We start from the raw sequence: 15,266 nt of genomic DNA, 5'->3' as shown, positions 1-15,266 counted from the left end.
GGGCCCGGCGGTCTTCCGCCGGGCCCTTGCACGTTCCCCATGTAGGCTCCGGGGGTATGGAGAAAACACTCGAGGCCCGGACCGCGCGGGCACGGCTGCTGTGCGGGCTGGCGAGCCTGGCAGTCGGCTCCGTCCCCCTGATCCTGTCCTGGCCGTACCTGTTCACCGGCGGCGATGAGCAGATTTCCGCCTGGCTGGCATCCGCAGCCGGACTCATCGCAGTCGGCACCGGGGTATGGCTCTTGACCGGTGCCCGGAGCCGGGGCGAAGAGCAGGTGCTCACCCAGGACCGGTCCCGGACCGGATACGCGGCCGTCATGATCGGCGTATGCGTCCTCCTGCTCGCCGGTTCGCTCAGCCTTGATCAGCCCACCGTTTCCACGGGCGTGGCGCCCCTGCTGATAACGAACTGTTTCCGAATGCTTTTCGAGCGCGATGAGCGTGCAAACAAGTAGTGTCCGACACCGTTCAGGGCGTCGGATGGGGGCAAATGCGCACGCAGCGTGCAAAATTAGCTCGTGAGCATAATCCCCGAAAACCGCGCCGCCGACGCCGGCCTCCCCACTGAGCGTTTGTCGTTGGACCTGATGACGGTGAACGAGGTGGACGCCCTGATCATCCAGACCCGGGGGACGGACTGGGCGCCGGACTTTCCGCAGCCCGCGGACTACGACGCAGCCCGGCGTGCGTTTGAAGCCGGGCTGCTGACTCCGGCGGCCGCTGCCTTCGGCATTCGCATGATCCGTGAACGCTCCACCTCCCTGGTGGTGGGCACCATCGGCTTCGAAGGGATCCCGCTGGACCGGGCTGTGGAGGTCACGTACAACGTGGTGCCGTCCTGCCGGGGCCAGGGGTATGCGGCCGAGGCGCTGATCACCCTCACCCGGTTCGTCCTGACCCGTCCCATGGTGGAAGAGGTCCTGGCCTTCACCGAACCCACCAATGAAGCTTCCCAATCGGTGCTCCTGAGCGCCGGATTCCTGCCGCAGGAAGAAAGCGACATGGTGCTGCGGTTCAGTTTCCGCCGCTCTCAGCTGTCGGACACCAGCCGGTAGGCAGCCACAAAATACCGGTTGGTGAAGAACTGCTGAACCCGGACGTTGACGGCGTTGGCTGCACCGATCACGGCATTGGCCGGACGGCTGTAAGCCGCGATCCGGAAGTACAGGCGCCCGTCGTCGTCGAGCTCCGCATAAAACCCCTCTTCGCCCCTTTCCGGGTGCCCGCGCAGTGTCCCGTAGCCGAACCCGGCCCGTTGCCCGGGCAGCGGCGTCCCGGCGTCATCCAGCACCGGTTCCGCCGCCCACAGCACCCGGCACGGTGCGTAGTACCGCACCTTTCCCAGCCCGATCCCGGAGGCCATCTCAACGCCGGGCGCAGCCCGCGGCGTCGCCGGAGCCACCCACAGGCCCGCCCCGCGGTGCACGTCCCAACCCAGCAGGCTGTCCGCAAGCCGCAGGAACGCTGCCGCCGGATCAGCCACGGCCAGCTCCTCCTTGCGCAGGACCAGCCGGTATTCCGCCGGCCAGCGGTCCGTCATGGGCGAGGGGTATGGCCGCTCGGTCCGCCCGGGGTCCGGATAGGTCAGCTCCCGGTGCTGGCTGTTCATGCCTCCGCGAGTCCCTTCCAGGCCAGTGATTCGCGGTCCTTTTTCGGCAGCGAAGCCACCACCAGGTCATAGGAATCTTCCACCAGGTCCCGGATCATGTCCCGGGCCAGCCCGGCGGCCACCTCCACCTGGTTCCAGTGGGTTTTGTTCATGTGCCACGCGCCGGAGATCTCCGGATGAGCGGCACGCAGCTGCAGCGCCAACTCCGGCTCGCATTTGAGGCTGACCAGCAAGGGGTCCACCTGTAATGACGACATGGCGAACATCTTCGCCCGCCCGCCGGCTGCCCGAACCTTGAACACGGATGTTTCCGGCCCGAAGGGAAAGTCCTCGAACGCCCCGGGCAGGGCCAAACACATCTGCCTCAGCTCATGCGCATCCATGCCGAAAGCCTAGCCCCGGTTGCCGCGCCGCGGCACTCCCGCCCACTACGGATGACAGGATAGAGGAAGGAGGTACGTGTTCCACGTATCGCAGGTAGAGCAGAGGACGGTTGGTGTGGCGCAGGAGAACGGCAACGGCGGGCCCGTGGCGGAAACAGCGGAGCGTGCCGCGGATTCCCGGACCTTCGAGCGGATTGCCCGGCTGGGCTATGTGGCCAGCGGGATAGTGCACGTGGTCATTGGCGCCATCGCCCTGCAGATCGACGCCGGCCGGTCCGGCAACGCGGACACCAACGGCGCCGTGGCCGCTCTGGCACACCAGCCGGCGGGTTACCTGCTGCTCTGGTTCTGCTTCATCGGCTGCTTCGCCCTGGCGCTGTTCCAGTTCAGCCGGATCTTCTTGGCGGGCCAGCGGCTGTCGGACAAGGAGCTGTGGAAGGACCGCGCCCGCGACGCCAGCCAGGCCATTGTGTACGCGGGCATCGGCAGCATCTTTGGCTCCTTCGCCCTGGGCCGCGGCAGCAATGACGGCAGCTCATCCTCCGTCAGCTGGACCGCACGGCTGCTGGCCGTTCCGGCCGGGCAGTGGCTGCTGGGGATCGCCGGCCTGGTGGTTGTGGGCATTGGCGGGTACTTCATCTTCAAGGGAGCCACCCGGCGCTTCCGCGGCAACCTGACCGGAGTGGCCGGACGGGTTTGGAATCGTGCCGTGGATATCACCGGCGTAGCCGGCTACATCGCCAAGGGCATCTCGCTGGTGGTCCTGGGCATCCTGCTGACCCTGGCCGCCGTGAAGTCGGATCCGGAACAGTCCACCGGCCTCGACGGCGCCCTGCACACGCTGCGCGACCAGCCGTTCGGTGTGGTTGCCCTGGCTGCGGTGGGCATCGGCCTGATGCTCTACGGTCTGTACATCGGCATCATCAGGGCCCGTTTCGCGAAGCTGTAGGCGTTACAGGCCAAAGCGCGGGGCTTCGATCACAGGGCAGGTGTCCATCACGACGTCGAGTCCGGCAGCCTTCGCGCGGGCGGCCGCCGCTTCGTCCACCACGCCCAGCTGCAGCCACACCGCCTTGGCACCCACCGCGATGGCCTGGTCCACAATGTCACCTACCCGGGAGGAATTCACGAAGCAGTCCACCACGTCGATACTGCCCGGAACCTCGCTGAGTTTCCGGTACCCCTTGTTGCCGTGCACGTCATCCCCCTTGAGGCTGACCGGGATGATCTCCATGCCCAGGGTGTCCTGGACGTAGCGCGAGACGCCGACGGCGGTGCGCAGCGGGTTGTTGGACAGGCCCACCACGGCCCACCGGCCAGGCGTGGTCAGGAGCCGGCGGAGAACCTCCGGATCGTTGGCGTGTGCGGTGCTGGCGGAATTGAGCTGGGACATCTGCCGTCCTTCGTGGTTGCCCGAAGATGGGGCTCCAGCTTACGCCCGGACCAATCAGTCCAGGAAAGACTCGATGGCCTCTGCCACCGCGGCGTCGGGCACGCCGCCCGCATCCGCCTCCAGCAGCCGGAACTCCCCGGATTCCAAGGCATCGGCAGCCCGTTGGGCAAGATCCCGCGTCTCATCGGCACTGCCGCTGCCCGCCAGGATGAGGACCGGGACGCTGATGCCGCCGAGTCCTTCGATTTCGGTCTGCATCACGAGCAGTTCGTCCTCGCCCTCCGCCGGGGCGAGGGCGGGTTCCAGCGCCACCACCCGGTTGACCACCACCGACTCCTCGGCGGCCCGCAGCGCCAGGAACGCTCCCTCGTCAAAGCCGTAAAGGTCCGTTGATTCGCCGGCCACCTGGAGCACGGCCAGCAGGTCATCCACGTCGGATTCCGCCGTGTATTCCTCACCGATCCCGCTTTCCCCGATACCCCGGCGGTCATAGGTGTACACAGTGTGGTTCCGGGACAGGATGTCTGCGAGGGCCGCCGTCGCGCGGCTGCTCCGGTGTGCCAGGAGGGGACCAACTATGGCCAGCGGCGGGCCGCTGCCCTGGCGGGACCAGGCGATGGGCGTTCCGTCTGCGGACGAAACAGTTCCGGAGGCGCTGGGTTCCATGACCGCTCCTGCTCGTTGGATGCTCTTTGGTGCTCACTGGGCCGGTGCTGCTGGGCCGGGGCCGGAATTCAACGGTAGGAGCCGGTGCCGGACAAGGTCAATGCCCTGCACACTGCCGTGCCCAATGCCGGGAACATGTCGTTTTGTGAACCGGCTCACAGGCCAACACTTGTCGGATGTGCGGATCCGGCGTTTAGTTGTCCGTGACCATCCCGAGCGGCTGAGAGACCTGGATCGATGAAGCCGCAGCAACCCTGGTTGCCGCATTTCCTCCTTGAAGTGCGGCAATAACGAGGCTGGTGTCGCAGGAAGCCGTTATCCCGGCTCAGGACACTTTCCGTAGGGTGCTACTGCCAGGAACGATGGAGTGTTTCTATGACAGCAGTTCTGGCTTCTTCCACGCCCGCTTCCGGCACCGCCCAGCCGGCCGGGCCCGCCCTTCCGATCACGTTTGACCGGCTCGGCCGCAGCTTCGGCACCGGCAATGACGAACACGTAGTCCTGCGGGACGTCAGTTTCGACGTTGTCCCGGGGGAGGTGCTGGCCGTTCTCGGGGCCAGCGGCTGCGGCAAATCCACCCTGCTGCGCGCTGCGGCCGGCCTGGACCGGCCTTCCTCCGGCGCCGTCCTGATCGGCGGCAAGCCGGTGAACGGCATCAGTGAGCAGTGCGCCGTCGCCTTCCAGGAGCCGCGGCTGCTGCCGTGGCAAACCCTGCAAGCCAACATTGCAATCGGCCTGCCCAAATCCTCAAGCGCCAGCCGGGGCAAGGCCCGCGTGGCCGAACTTTTGGACCTCGTGGGGCTGACCGCCTTCGCCAAGCACCGGCCGCGGGCGGTGTCCGGCGGCATGGCGCAGCGGGCTTCACTGGCCCGGGCACTGGCGCGTGAGCCCGGTGTCCTGCTGCTGGACGAACCCTTCGGGGCCCTGGATGCCCTGACCCGGCTGAAGATGCAGGACCTGCTCCTGTCCCTGCACCGGGCAGCCCCCGCCACGGTACTGCTGGTCACCCATGACGTGGATGAGGCCCTCCAGCTGGCGGACCGCATCATTGTGCTGGGCACCAAACCGGGGGCACCCGGCGCAACCATCACCAACGTTGTTGCTGTTCCCGGCGACCGTCCGCGGGACCGCGCCTCGGCGGAACTGGCCCGAATGCGCGGCGAGCTCCTGGCCCTGCTGGGCGTCGAACGCCGCTAGCTTCCCGCTTTCCGGCCTGCTTTTCAGGCTCCTCTTTCCGGCCCTCAGCCGTCCTCAACTGCTCCCTGCCTGCCCTGTCCCCGCATGCGCGTACCCGCGGGCCCTCTGCTAAGGAACCCACATGTTCAGCCGATCTTCCCTCCCTGCCCGTTTTTCCCTCCCATCCCGCACGGCCCGCACCCTTGGTGCCCTCGCCGCCGTCGCCGCCCTGTCCCTGACCGGCTGCGTGGCCGGAGAAGACACCACCGGCGCGTCCGCCGTCCAGGACGCCGACGGCGGAACGCTCACCATCGACTTCGCTACCTACAACCCGCTGAGCCTGATCATCAAGGACCAAGGCTGGCTGGAGGACTCCCTGGCGGATGAGGGCGTGACGGTCGAGTGGGTACAGTCCGCCGGCTCCAACAAGGCCAATGAGAACCTGCGTTCCGGGGCCATCGATATCGGTTCCACCGCCGGCTCCGCGGCCCTGCTCCACCGGGCCAACGGCTCGAAGATCAAGGCCATTGACGTGTTCTCCCAGCCGGAATGGTCCGCCCTGGTGGTGGGCGCAGATTCCGGCATCACCTCAGTGGCGGACCTGGCCGGCAAGTCCGTGGCTGCCACCAAGGGCACCGACCCGTACTTCTTCCTGGTCCAGGCCTTGGACGAGGCGGGGCTCAGCCTGTCCGACGTCACGGTGGAACAGCTGCAGCACGCCGACGGGCGTGCTGCCCTGGACAACGGTTCCGTGGATGCGTGGGCCGGGTTGGATCCCATCATGGCCGGGGCGGAACAGAACGGGGCCCGGCTGGTCTACCGCAATCTGGGCTTCAACACGTACGGCCTGCTCGCGGCCAACGAATCCTTCCTCGAGGAGAACCCGGAGCAAGCGCAGGCAGTGGTCAACGCTTATGAAAAGGCCCGCGCCTGGGCCGCGGAGCACCCGGACGAGACGGCAGAAATCCTGGCCGACGTCGCAGGACTGGACCCCGCCGTCGCCAAGACCGTGATCCTCGAACGCAGCAACCTGGACGTGGACCCGGCTCCGGGAGAGGACCAGCGCCGCGTCCTGGCCAAAATCGGCCCGACCCTGGTGGAAACCGGGGACGTCGCCAGCCAGGAACAGGTTGATGAGGCGCTGGCCGGCCTGCTGGAGGATACCTACGTCAGCAAGGCCGACCCTGATGCCGTGGCGGCGTCCCGATGAGTACTGCTGCCGCCCCGGTACCGGTTCCACCCACCCTCTCCCCGACCGGCACACCGGCAGTTCCTGCAGTACCGGCGGCCGCAGCGGCACCGGCCCGCGCCGGATCATTACTGCACCGCCGGCCGGTGCGGCTGGCCCTGGGCCTGCTGGTTCCGGCCCTGCTGCTGGCCGCCTGGCAGCTCGCCGCCGCTGCCGGGACCTTCAGCCCGGTCCAGCTGCCCTCCCCCGCAGCGGTGTACACCGCTGCCGCGGACCTGCTCCAGCGCGGACAGCTGGGCCGCCATGTTGCCATTTCCACCCAGCGGGTGCTGATCGGCTTCGCGCTTGGCTCCGCCCTGGGTCTGGCATTGGGGGCACTGCTGGGTCTGTCCCGGCTGGCCGAGACCCTGCTGGGACCGGCCATCGGCGCCCTGCGGGCCGTGCCCTCCCTGGCCTGGGTGCCGCTGCTGATCCTTTGGCTGAAAATCGGCGAGGATTCGAAAATCACCCTGATCACCATCGGTGCGTTTTTCCCGGTGTTCACCACAGTGGCCCTGGCCCTGCGGCATGTTGACCGGAACCTCGTGGAGGCTGCCCGCGCCTTCGGCCTGCACGGGCTGAAGCTGCTGACCACCGTGCAGCTGCCCGCCGTCGTGCCGGCGGTTTTCTCCGGCCTGCGGCTGGCCCTGGCCCAGTCCTGGCTGTTCCTGGTAGCCGCCGAACTCATCGCCTCTTCCATGGGGCTGGGGTTCCTGCTGACGGATTCCCAGAACAACGGGCGGACCGACCGGCTGTTCCTGGCGATCATCCTGCTGGCCGTGCTCGGAAAGGCGACCGACGCCGTCCTGGGGCTGGCACAGAACCGGGCCGTGAAGAAATGGACCTGAGCGCCGGTGCCGGACCGGCCGCGGCATGCTGAGAACGGAAGGGGCGGGGCTAGTGCTTGCGGGTCAGCGTGACGCGGTCCAGCACCACGGATCCGCCCATGGCCTGGTGCACGCGCAGGAACTCCGTGGCCGACACCTCCAGGATGTGGCTGTCGGTCCGGGCCGGCAGCAGGTCCTCATGCCTGCCCTCCATCAGTTCCAGGAACGTGCGGGTCGCTTCCCAGCGCGCCATCGGTTCCGTGAACGTCATCCGATGCGCGGCCGAGGCCATCTTGTAGCCGGTTTCCACAACAATCACGTATTCGTCCACTGCGGCCTCCCTGCGCCCCATGCATCCGTGTCCGGCCCTGCCTACCGCAACCTAAGCCCACACCCGGCGCAAACCGCAACGGGGAACCGCCCCGCGGCGGCCCGGCACCGCCAAGTTCAGCAGCACCCTCCGTCAACAGCAACGAAAGGCCCCCATGAGTGAGCACCAGTTCGGGTTCCGCACCCGTGCCCTGCACGCCGGCGGCACCCCCGACGCCCTGCACGGGGCACGCGCGGTACCCATCTACCAGTCCACGTCCTTTGTCTTCAAGGACACGGCCGACGCCGCGAACCTGTTCTCGCTGCAGAAGTACGGCAGCATCTACTCTCGGATCGGCAACCCGACTGTTGCGGCCTTCGAAGAACGCATCGCCTCCCTCGAAGGCGGAATCGGAGCCGTGGCGACGGCGTCGGGCATGTCCGCTGAGTTCCTCACCTTCGCCGCACTCTGTTCCGCCGGCGACCACATTGTCGCCTCCGCCCAGCTGTACGGCGGCACCGTCACCCAGCTGGACGTCACGCTGCGCCGCTTCGGCATCGAAACCACATTCGTGCCCGGCACGGACCCGGCGGACTATGCCGGCGCGGTGCAGGAGAACACCAAGGCCGTTTATGCCGAAGTCGTGGCCAACCCAAGCGGAGACGTCACAGACATCGAAGGCCTGGCCCGGGTGGCGCATGACGCCGGGGTGCCGCTGATCCTGGACGCCACCCTCAGCACGCCTTACCTGGTGCAGCCCTTCACGCATGGTGCGGACATTGTGATCCACTCGGCCACGAAGTTCCTCGGCGGGCACGGCACCACCCTGGGCGGCGTCATTGTGGAAAGCGGCCGGTTCAACTGGGGCAACGGGAAGTTCCCGGCCATGACCGAACCGGTGCCCAGCTACGGCAACGTCTCCTGGTGGGGGAACTTCGGGGAATACGGTTTCCTGACCAAGCTGCGCTCGGAACAGCTGCGCGACATAGGCCCCTCACTCAGTGCGACGTCGGCGTTCGCCCTCCTGCAGGGAGTGGAGACGCTGGCCCAGCGCCTCGACGAACACGTGCGCAACGCCCTGGCGGTGGCGCAGTGGCTGGAAGCGGACCCGCGGGTGTCCTGGGTCAGCTACGCCGGACTGCCCTCCCATCCGCACCACGAACGGGCACGCAAATACCTGCCCAAGGGCCCCGGGTCAGTGTTCAGCTTTGGCGTGGCCGGGGGCCGGGCAGCTGGACAGGTGTTCATCGAATCCCTGCAACTGGCCTCGCACCTGGCCAACGTAGGTGATTCCCGGACGCTGGTGATCCACCCGGCCTCCACCACCCACCAGCAGCTCTCCCCTGACCAGCTCTCCACCGCCGGAGTATCCGAGGACCTGGTGCGCATTTCCGTGGGGCTGGAGGACCTGGCGGACATCCTCTGGGACCTGGACTCGGCCCTGACCGCAGCCGCCAGCACCAGTGCCGCCGGTGCCGCCGCCAGCGGTGCCGCCGCCAGCGGTGCCGCCGACCTTTCGAAGGAGACCGCCGATGTCCGCTGAAACTCCTTCCGGCACCGCCGGAGATTCCGGAACCAGGACTTGGACCGGTCCGACGGCGGCGGAACGCCTGGCGCTGCTGCGCGGGGCCCGGACCATCGCCATTGTGGGAGCCTCGGACAAACCATCGCGTGCCTCTTACTTCGTGGCCACGTACCTGCTCTCCTCGTCCCGCTACCGGGTCTATTTCGTGAACCCCGCGGCGAAACGGATCCTGGGCCAGCCCGTGTACGCCGCGCTGGCGGACCTTCCAGAACCTCCGGACATTGTGGATGTGTTCCGCCGCTACGAAGACCTGCCCGGGGTGCTGGAGGAAGCAAAGGCTGCGGGGGCAAAGAACCTGTGGCTACAGCTGGGGTCATGGCACGAAGAAGTGGCCAGGGACGCCGAAGCAGCAGGCATGGGGGTGGTGATGGACCGGTGCGTGAAGATCGAGCACGCCCGGTTCCACGGCGGGCTGAACCTCGCCGGCTTCAACACCGGAGTGATTTCCTCCCGGCGCCAGCTAACGGTGTAGGCGGTGTAGGCGGGTCCGTGCGGAGGCGGACTACCGTCCTCCGCCGGGCCAGCCGTAGCCGTTGTTGCCCTGTCCGTTGTGGCCCCGGCCGTTGCTGTTGTGCGCGCCGTTGCCGGACTGTCCGCCGTTGAACATCGCCGCCGCACCGCCGCCAGGGCCCATGGTGTCCCGTACACCGCCGTCGTTGCGCCGGTTCTGGCCCGGGATATAACCGGTGGGCGGCCCGTCGAATGTGCCGGGGTTCTTCCCGGCGTCTTTCCCGCTGCCCGGATATCCGGGCGCGTGCTGAACTGGGGGTGCGGGCACTGCTTCCACCGGTGCGGCTGGCGCCGGCATGGGAACCGGTGCCGGATCCGGCACCGGCTCAGGTGCGGGAGCAACATTTTCCGGTGTTGACGGCACACTTTCCGCGGCCACCGGGGCAAAAGTTTCTTCCGGAACAACGAGTTCTGTCGTGCTTCGTTCGGCTGTGGGCGCAGGCTCCGGCGTAAAGCTGACAACTGGTGCCGGATCCGCGCGCACCAGGAAATCCTGCGTGGCAGCAACGCCGGTGGCTCCGGCCGCCATGGCGCCGATCAGCGCGGTGCTGAGAATGATCCCCCGGCGGCGCTTGGACTTCAGGGGCACCGGAGCGCCGTCCAGCAGTGCGGCCAGCTTCCCGCTCGGTTCCGGTGCAGCGGTATGCGCCTGCGCCCGCAGGGACAGGAGGCCCGCGAGCAGTTCGGGGGATTCCTCCACCCCGGCTTCGGTCAGGAGGCCGCGGATATACCGGGCGTCTTGGTCGTCAGGATGCTCGCTCATTGTCCGGTGCCTCCTTCCCTTCCAGTTGGCCCTTCAGTATCCCCAACGCACGGCGTTGCAGCTGCTTCACCGCTCCGGGAGTGCGTCCCATGATTTTGGCCGACTCGTCGATGGACAGGTCCGCCACCACCCGCAGCAGCAGCACTTCCTGCTGCTGGGGTGTTAGTCCCTGCAGCAACGAGGCGACGCCGGTGTCTGCGCCCAGCGCGCTTTCCTCGGCGGACTGCGTTGACCTGCCGTCCAGTTCCGGGTCAAACACGGCCGTCGCCGGTTCACGTTCCCGCCGGCGGATGTCATCCACCATGCGGGCATGGGCTACGGAAAAAGCGAAGGTACGTGCCCCGCGAAGACCGCCGGATAGTGAGTCCAGCTTGGCGAACAGCGTCAGGAACACTTCCTGGGTGAGGCCCTCGGGATCTTCACAGCCTTTGGACCGGAGGTAACCGAGGATGCCGGGTGCGAAGTCGTCATAGAGTTCCCGCAGCGCGGCCGGTTTCCGGGCGCGCGCATCACGGAGCGTCTGCTCGGTAAGCGCTGCGGCCACGACGGATCACTTTCGTAGGAAGCGGGGTGGTGCAAATGCTACCTTGCTCCGAGCCGTAGACGCATGTGCAACGGCCGCACCGATGCTCGTTGGGGGGATAAGCCTCGGCGCGGCCGTTACAAACAGGTAATCGCCGGGGGGTACGAAAAGGTTACGCACCTGGAAAAAGTTTTTTCAGCAGGTGCTTCGGTGCTTATCCGGCGTCAATAATCCGGGTGTTTTCGGCGAAACGGCGGTTCTTGAGCACGGGCAGGAACTCCCGGACCTCGCTGATGCGCTGCCGGGTGACGTCCGCCGTCGCCACTGCCTCGCGTTCCTCCGCCAGGGAGGCCTGCGGCACACCCATGGGATCAAGGATGACGGAGTGGCCCACAGTGTGCCGGCTGGAAGTGCCTGCTGCCGCCACCCAGACCGTGTTCTCAATGGCGCGTGCCTTCAGCAGCGTCTCCCAATGATCAATCTTGTGTTCGCCCCGGAACCAGGCGGCCGGCACCGCCAGCAGGTCCGCCTCCTGGTCCGCGAGCGCCCGGGCGAGTTCCGGGAAGCGCAGGTCATAGCACGTCATGACCCCCACCCGCAGTCCGCCCGCTTGCAGAACCTTCACGCCGCCGTCGCCCGGCTTGATCCGGTCCGATTCGGCGTAGCTGAACGCGTCATAAAGGTGCAGTTTCCGGTACGTGCCGGCAATCCGCCCGGTCGCTTCGATCAGCACCAGGGTGTTGTACGGGCGTTCCTCGCCGCTGGACTCGTATCCACCGGCCACAATGGCGATCTCCAGTTCGGCGGCCAGCAGGGACAGCTGCTGCACGAACGTGCTCCAGGACGCGTCGACGGCGGCGGCGAGCGGCCCCTGGACCTGCCCGATGCTGAACATGGACTCTTCGGGAAAAATGACAAGCTCCGCGCCCTCGGCCCGGGCCTTGCCGGCCAGGGCACGCATGGTATCCAGGTTCTCGCGCACTTCACCGGACGGACTGAACTGACCGACGCTGACTAACACTGCGGACCACCTTCGTCTCGGGCTTGGGTGCTCCCAGCCTAGACTAGGTTGCATTGCCCGGCCCCCGCGCTCCCCTACACTTGGTCGGCATGGAAGAACTCACCGCCCCCGTTGACCTTGGCACCCCCGGCGGGCTCCTGAACCCCGCGGCGGTCGCGTTTTCCCGCACTCCGCTGCACCGCCCGGTAGTACCCTCCGGGGCCCGCGGGGGTTGGCGGACCAAGCGCTGGGAATACTGGGGCATCCTCACCCCGGAACTGGCCGTCGGTCTGACCATTGCGCACCTGGACTATGCCGCCACCCTGCAGCTCTACGTCTTCGAGCGCAGCACCGGCAAGGAGATCAGAGTCGACCCCCTGAAGCTGCTGCCCTCCTATGCGGACATTTCCCTGCCGGATACCCTGCCGCCGCTGACCGCGTTCGGTTCCTTCGGCGGATCATCGCTGCGCTTCCACGACGCCGACGGCGGCACCCGCCTGACCGCGTCGTCGCCCCGGGTTTCCGCGGACCTCTTCGCCGAGGCGGACGGCGATGTGCTGGGCGTGGTGGTGCCCTGGTCCGGGCGCCGCTACCAGTACACCCTCAAGGACGTGGCCCGCCGGGTCTCCGGCACCGTCACCGTGGACGGCCGGGAGTATTCCGTGGGCGGCGAGGATTCCTTTGCCGTCCTGGACCGCGGGCGCGGCCGCTGGCCGTATTCGAGGCGCTGGAACTGGGGCGCGGGTGCCGGCACGGTGGACGGGGTGCGGCTCGGGCTGCAGGTCGGCGGGAAGTGGACGGCAGGCACCCCCGCCACGGAGAACGCCCTCATTGTTGACGGACGCCTGCACCATTACGACGGCGAACTGGAGTTTCAGTACGATCTGGCCGATCCGGCGTCGGCCTGGCGGGTCCGCGGCGAGTGGATCGATGCCGTCCTCACACCGTTCCACCGGCGGGTGGCCGCCACCAACGCCGTGGTGATCAGTGCCCGGACCTGGCAGGCCTTTGGCACATGGACCGGAACGGCCCGCACTCCGGACGGCACCGAGTATGCGCTGGACGGGATGGGCGGCTGGATCGAGGAGGCCAGGAACCGCTGGTAGGCGCAGAAAGGCCCCGCAGCATCACATGCTGCAGGGCCTTCCTCAAGGGACCTACTCGTTGATCAGGTCCCGCACCACAATGGTCTGGTCCCGGTCCGGGCCCACGCCGATAGCGGAGAACCGGGTGCCGGACATCTTTTCCAGCGCCAGCACGTAGTTCCGGGCATTTTCGGGCAGGTCCTCCAAGGTCTTGGCCCCGGTGATGTCCTCGGTCCAACCGTCGAAGTACTCGAAGATCGGCTTCGCGTGGTGGAAGTCGGTCTGCGTCATCGGCATCTCGTCAAAGCGCACGCCGTCGACGTCGTAGGCCACGCATACGGGGATCTTCTCGATGCCGGTGAGGACATCGAGCTTCGTCACGAAGTAGTCCGTGAACCCGTTGACGCGGGACGCGTGGCGGGCCAGGACGGCGTCGTACCAGCCGCAGCGGCGGGGACGGCCGGTGTTCACACCGAATTCGCCGCCGGTCTTCTGCAGGTACAGGCCCATGTCGTCGAACAGTTCCGTGGGGAACGGTCCGGCGCCCACGCGGGTGGTGTACGCCTTGATGATGCCCACGGCCCGGTTGATGCGGGTGGGGCCGATGCCCGAGCCCACGGACGCGCCGCCGGCGGTGGGGTTGGAGGAGGTGACAAACGGGTAGGTGCCGTGGTCAACGTCCAGGAAGGTGGCCTGGCCGCCCTCCATGAGGATTACCTTGCCCTCGTCCAGGGCAGTGTTCAGCTCATAGGTGGAGTCGATGACCATGGGGCGCAGCCGGTCCGCGTAGGAGAGGAAGTACTGGACCATCTCTTCGGCGTCAACGTCGCGGCGGTTATAGACCTTCAGCAGCAGCTGGTTCTTCTGCTTCAGGGAGCCTTCGACCTTCTGGCGCAGGATGGATTCATCGAAGATGTCCTGCACGCGGATGCCCAGCCGGGCGACCTTGTCCATGTACGCCGGCCCGATGCCGCGGCCGGTGGTGCCGATGGCCCGCTTGCCCAGGAAGCGTTCGGTGACCTTGTCCATCACCTGGTGGAACGGGGCCACCAGGTGCGCGTTGGCGGAGATCCGCAGCTTGGACGTGTCTGCGCCGCGGGACTCAAGGCCGTCGATCTCGGCGAAGAGCGCCTCAAGGTTCACCACGCAGCCGTTGCCGATCACGGGAATGGCGTTGGGGCTGAGGATGCCTGCAGGCAGCAGCTTGAGTTCGTATTTTTCACCGCCGACGACGACGGTGTGGCCGGCATTGTTTCCGCCGTTGGGCTTGACGACGTAGTCGACGCGCCCGCCGAGCAGATCGGTGGCCTTACCTTTACCTTCGTCGCCCCATTGGGCGCCGACGATGACTATAGCTGGCATGGGATCCTCCCCCATTAGTTACGGGGCAGAGCTGCTAGGTGCAGATCCGCTACCGTGCATGAGAACGCCCCTGAACTCGCCGGTCAAGCCGTGGTGGCCTGGCTACGCGGAAGTCGCGGGGCTCTTACCCGCCAAGTTTAGCCGATCACGCTTTGCCCGCCCCGGAATTACGACATCAGGGGCAGTATCCGGTGCGGCGGCGCAGGTACCGTAGCGTCATGGACCGATTCCGCGGGTACATTGCCGGGCTGGGAACCGCCTCCGGTGTGCGGCTGGTGGTGGGGCATTGGCTCGACTCACCCTTTGGTGCCTTCACGGACGTTATGGCGGAGCACGACGACGGCGTCCGGACACTGCTCGCCCCCTCAGACGCGGTGGCGGAGTATGTGGGCGGGACGTACCGGTTTGACCGGACCGTGGTGGCACCGGTGGACGCGGTGCTGTCCGCGAGCGCACTGCGGGTGGCCGCCGGTCCGCTGCGGCTGGAGGTGGAATTGGGTCCGGTGACGGTTCTGGGCCGGCTGCTCGAACATGTGCCGGCTCCGCTGGCCGTTGCGCCATGGTGGCTGCGTGCCGTCAACCCCGTGGCCGGATTGATTGTTCCCGGCGTGCAGACCGCCGGTTCAGCTGGCGGTGGGCGGCGGGAGTTCTACGGCGTCCGGTCCATCCGCTCCCTCGTTGCAGCGACGGCTGCCTGGGACGGTGCTGATCTGGGGCAGCTGCGCCGGATCGATCCGCCCGTGAAGTTCGGTTTCAGCTCCGTTCCGGCCACACCACAGATTGTCGCCGTCACCACCACGATCCTGCCCTGAGACCGCCACCCGGCGTTCATAGTGCACCTAATGC

Annotated in this window: 19 protein-coding genes; 10 read left to right on the top strand and 9 right to left on the bottom strand. The window is 67.2% G+C overall.

The features are described 5' to 3' along the window. The first annotated feature begins 56 nt into the window (after nt 1-56). Together LJ754_RS06870 and LJ754_RS06865 are read left to right on the top strand one after the other, a co-directional pair. On the top strand, nt 57-455 hold the full coding sequence (locus LJ754_RS06870) for a hypothetical protein (protein WP_227912443.1): 399 nt from the start codon (nt 57-59) through the stop codon (nt 453-455). Nucleotides 456-518: 63 nt separating this feature from the next. After that, nucleotides 519-1,055 (top strand): GNAT family N-acetyltransferase, encoded by a 537-nt coding sequence (locus tag LJ754_RS06865; protein WP_227912444.1) that lies wholly within the window; start codon nt 519-521, stop codon nt 1,053-1,055. On the opposite strand, the gene LJ754_RS06860 is transcribed toward LJ754_RS06865, so the two are convergent. Beyond that, nucleotides 1,031-1,609, bottom strand: coding sequence for a DUF1990 family protein (locus LJ754_RS06860; RefSeq protein WP_227926028.1), 579 nt, complete (start codon nt 1,607-1,609; stop codon nt 1,031-1,033). The genes LJ754_RS06865 and LJ754_RS06860 overlap by 25 nt on opposite strands. After that, nucleotides 1,606-1,992, bottom strand: a complete 387-nt coding sequence (locus LJ754_RS06855; RefSeq protein WP_227926027.1) for an MmcQ/YjbR family DNA-binding protein — start codon at nt 1,990-1,992, stop codon at nt 1,606-1,608. The genes LJ754_RS06860 and LJ754_RS06855 overlap by 4 nt, the downstream gene beginning before the upstream one ends. Nucleotides 1,993-2,107: 115 nt before the next feature. On the opposite strand from LJ754_RS06855, the gene LJ754_RS06850 reads away from it, so the two are divergent. After that, a complete protein-coding gene (locus tag LJ754_RS06850; protein WP_227912447.1) occupies nt 2,108-2,941 on the top strand; it encodes a DUF1206 domain-containing protein in 834 nt (277 codons plus the stop codon). Between the two features lie 3 nt (nt 2,942-2,944). Here the strand turns inward: LJ754_RS06850 and LJ754_RS06845 are convergent, their stop codons facing one another. Both LJ754_RS06845 and LJ754_RS06840 read right to left on the bottom strand, forming a co-directional pair. Next, nucleotides 2,945-3,385, bottom strand: a complete 441-nt coding sequence (locus LJ754_RS06845) for a CoA-binding protein (protein ID WP_227926026.1) — start codon at nt 3,383-3,385, stop codon at nt 2,945-2,947. Nucleotides 3,386-3,439: 54 nt separating this feature from the next. Continuing rightward, nucleotides 3,440-4,051: an alpha/beta fold hydrolase gene (locus LJ754_RS06840; RefSeq protein ID WP_227926025.1), complete on the bottom strand. Its 612-nt coding sequence runs from the start codon at nt 4,049-4,051 to the stop codon at nt 3,440-3,442. Between the two features lie 375 nt (nt 4,052-4,426). Between LJ754_RS06840 and LJ754_RS06835 the strand changes: the two genes are divergently transcribed. The 3 genes from LJ754_RS06835 (at nt 4,427) to LJ754_RS06825 (ending at nt 7,303) form a co-directional block, all read left to right on the top strand. Next, nucleotides 4,427-5,248, top strand: a complete 822-nt coding sequence (locus LJ754_RS06835; RefSeq protein ID WP_227926024.1) for an ABC transporter ATP-binding protein — start codon at nt 4,427-4,429, stop codon at nt 5,246-5,248. Between the two features lie 121 nt (nt 5,249-5,369). Beyond that, nucleotides 5,370-6,437: an aliphatic sulfonate ABC transporter substrate-binding protein gene (locus LJ754_RS06830; protein WP_227926023.1), complete on the top strand. Its 1,068-nt coding sequence runs from the start codon at nt 5,370-5,372 to the stop codon at nt 6,435-6,437. Next, nucleotides 6,434-7,303, top strand: coding sequence for an ABC transporter permease (locus LJ754_RS06825; protein WP_227926022.1), 870 nt, complete (start codon nt 6,434-6,436; stop codon nt 7,301-7,303). Before LJ754_RS06830 ends, LJ754_RS06825 begins: the two co-directional genes overlap by 4 nt. Before the next feature lie 49 nt (nt 7,304-7,352). Here the strand turns inward: LJ754_RS06825 and LJ754_RS06820 are convergent, their stop codons facing one another. Then, nucleotides 7,353-7,634 (bottom strand): hypothetical protein, encoded by a 282-nt coding sequence (locus LJ754_RS06820; protein ID WP_227926021.1) that lies wholly within the window; start codon nt 7,632-7,634, stop codon nt 7,353-7,355. 133 nt (nt 7,635-7,767) lie between these two features. Between LJ754_RS06820 and LJ754_RS06815 the strand changes: the two genes are divergently transcribed. After that, nucleotides 7,768-9,135 carry an O-acetylhomoserine aminocarboxypropyltransferase/cysteine synthase family protein gene (locus LJ754_RS06815; protein WP_227926020.1) on the top strand — a complete coding sequence of 456 codons (1,368 nt, stop codon included), beginning with the start codon at nt 7,768-7,770 and terminating at the stop codon, nt 9,133-9,135. Further along, entirely contained in the window at nt 9,125-9,649 is a 525-nt protein-coding gene (locus LJ754_RS06810; protein WP_227926019.1) for a CoA-binding protein, read from the top strand. Before LJ754_RS06815 ends, LJ754_RS06810 begins: the two co-directional genes overlap by 11 nt. 30 nt (nt 9,650-9,679) lie before the next feature. Here LJ754_RS06810 and LJ754_RS06805 read toward each other — a convergent pair whose 3' ends face one another. The 3 genes from LJ754_RS06805 to LJ754_RS06795 form a co-directional block, all read right to left on the bottom strand. Then, a complete protein-coding gene (locus LJ754_RS06805) occupies nt 9,680-10,450 on the bottom strand; it encodes a hypothetical protein (protein ID WP_227912456.1) in 771 nt (256 codons plus the stop codon). After that, entirely contained in the window at nt 10,434-10,994 is a 561-nt protein-coding gene (locus LJ754_RS06800) for an RNA polymerase sigma factor (RefSeq protein WP_227926018.1), read from the bottom strand. Before LJ754_RS06800 ends, LJ754_RS06805 begins: the two co-directional genes overlap by 17 nt. A gap of 193 nt (nt 10,995-11,187) precedes the next feature. After that, on the bottom strand, nt 11,188-11,994 hold the full coding sequence (locus LJ754_RS06795; RefSeq protein ID WP_227912458.1) for a carbon-nitrogen hydrolase family protein: 807 nt from the start codon (nt 11,992-11,994) through the stop codon (nt 11,188-11,190). Nucleotides 11,995-12,083: 89 nt separating this feature from the next. Here LJ754_RS06795 and LJ754_RS06790 point away from each other — a divergent pair, with 89 nt between their 5' ends. Next, nucleotides 12,084-13,079: a DUF2804 domain-containing protein gene (locus tag LJ754_RS06790; protein ID WP_227926017.1), complete on the top strand. Its 996-nt coding sequence runs from the start codon at nt 12,084-12,086 to the stop codon at nt 13,077-13,079. A 51-nt stretch (nt 13,080-13,130) separates the two neighbouring features. Here LJ754_RS06790 and LJ754_RS06785 read toward each other — a convergent pair whose 3' ends face one another. Then, nucleotides 13,131-14,420, bottom strand: a complete 1,290-nt coding sequence (locus LJ754_RS06785) for an adenylosuccinate synthase (RefSeq protein WP_146359322.1) — start codon at nt 14,418-14,420, stop codon at nt 13,131-13,133. A 218-nt stretch (nt 14,421-14,638) separates the two neighbouring features. Between LJ754_RS06785 and LJ754_RS06780 the strand changes: the two genes are divergently transcribed. After that, nucleotides 14,639-15,232 (top strand): hypothetical protein, encoded by a 594-nt coding sequence (locus LJ754_RS06780; protein ID WP_227926016.1) that lies wholly within the window; start codon nt 14,639-14,641, stop codon nt 15,230-15,232. The last annotated feature ends 34 nt before the right edge of the window (nt 15,233-15,266 follow it).

The organism is Arthrobacter sp. zg-Y40, assembly GCF_020731535.1.
Classification (GTDB): Bacteria; Actinomycetota; Actinomycetes; order Actinomycetales; family Micrococcaceae; genus Arthrobacter_B.
The sequence above is the reverse complement of the archived record's forward strand: the minus strand, read 5'-3'. Positions and strand labels throughout refer to the sequence as shown.

Coding starts and splice junctions, on each gene's coding strand:
- LJ754_RS06870 (WP_227912443.1), top strand. CDS start 57: ATGGAGAAAACACTCGAGGCCCGGACCGCGCGGGCACGGCTGCTGTGC.
- LJ754_RS06860 (WP_227926028.1), bottom strand. CDS start 1,609: ATGAACAGCCAGCACCGGGAGCTGACCTATCCGGACCCCGGGCGGACC.
- LJ754_RS06855 (WP_227926027.1), bottom strand. CDS start 1,992: ATGGATGCGCATGAGCTGAGGCAGATGTGTTTGGCCCTGCCCGGGGCG.
- LJ754_RS06845 (WP_227926026.1), bottom strand. CDS start 3,385: ATGTCCCAGCTCAATTCCGCCAGCACCGCACACGCCAACGATCCGGAG.
- LJ754_RS06840 (WP_227926025.1), bottom strand. CDS start 4,051: ATGGAACCCAGCGCCTCCGGAACTGTTTCGTCCGCAGACGGAACGCCC.
- LJ754_RS06835 (WP_227926024.1), top strand. CDS start 4,427: ATGACAGCAGTTCTGGCTTCTTCCACGCCCGCTTCCGGCACCGCCCAG.
- LJ754_RS06830 (WP_227926023.1), top strand. CDS start 5,370: ATGTTCAGCCGATCTTCCCTCCCTGCCCGTTTTTCCCTCCCATCCCGC.
- LJ754_RS06825 (WP_227926022.1), top strand. CDS start 6,434: ATGAGTACTGCTGCCGCCCCGGTACCGGTTCCACCCACCCTCTCCCCG.
- LJ754_RS06820 (WP_227926021.1), bottom strand. CDS start 7,634: ATGGGGCGCAGGGAGGCCGCAGTGGACGAATACGTGATTGTTGTGGAA.
- LJ754_RS06815 (WP_227926020.1), top strand. CDS start 7,768: ATGAGTGAGCACCAGTTCGGGTTCCGCACCCGTGCCCTGCACGCCGGC.
- LJ754_RS06810 (WP_227926019.1), top strand. CDS start 9,125: ATGTCCGCTGAAACTCCTTCCGGCACCGCCGGAGATTCCGGAACCAGG.
- LJ754_RS06805 (WP_227912456.1), bottom strand. CDS start 10,450: ATGAGCGAGCATCCTGACGACCAAGACGCCCGGTATATCCGCGGCCTC.
- LJ754_RS06790 (WP_227926017.1), top strand. CDS start 12,084: ATGGAAGAACTCACCGCCCCCGTTGACCTTGGCACCCCCGGCGGGCTC.
- LJ754_RS06785 (WP_146359322.1), bottom strand. CDS start 14,420: ATGCCAGCTATAGTCATCGTCGGCGCCCAATGGGGCGACGAAGGTAAA.
- LJ754_RS06780 (WP_227926016.1), top strand. CDS start 14,639: ATGGACCGATTCCGCGGGTACATTGCCGGGCTGGGAACCGCCTCCGGT.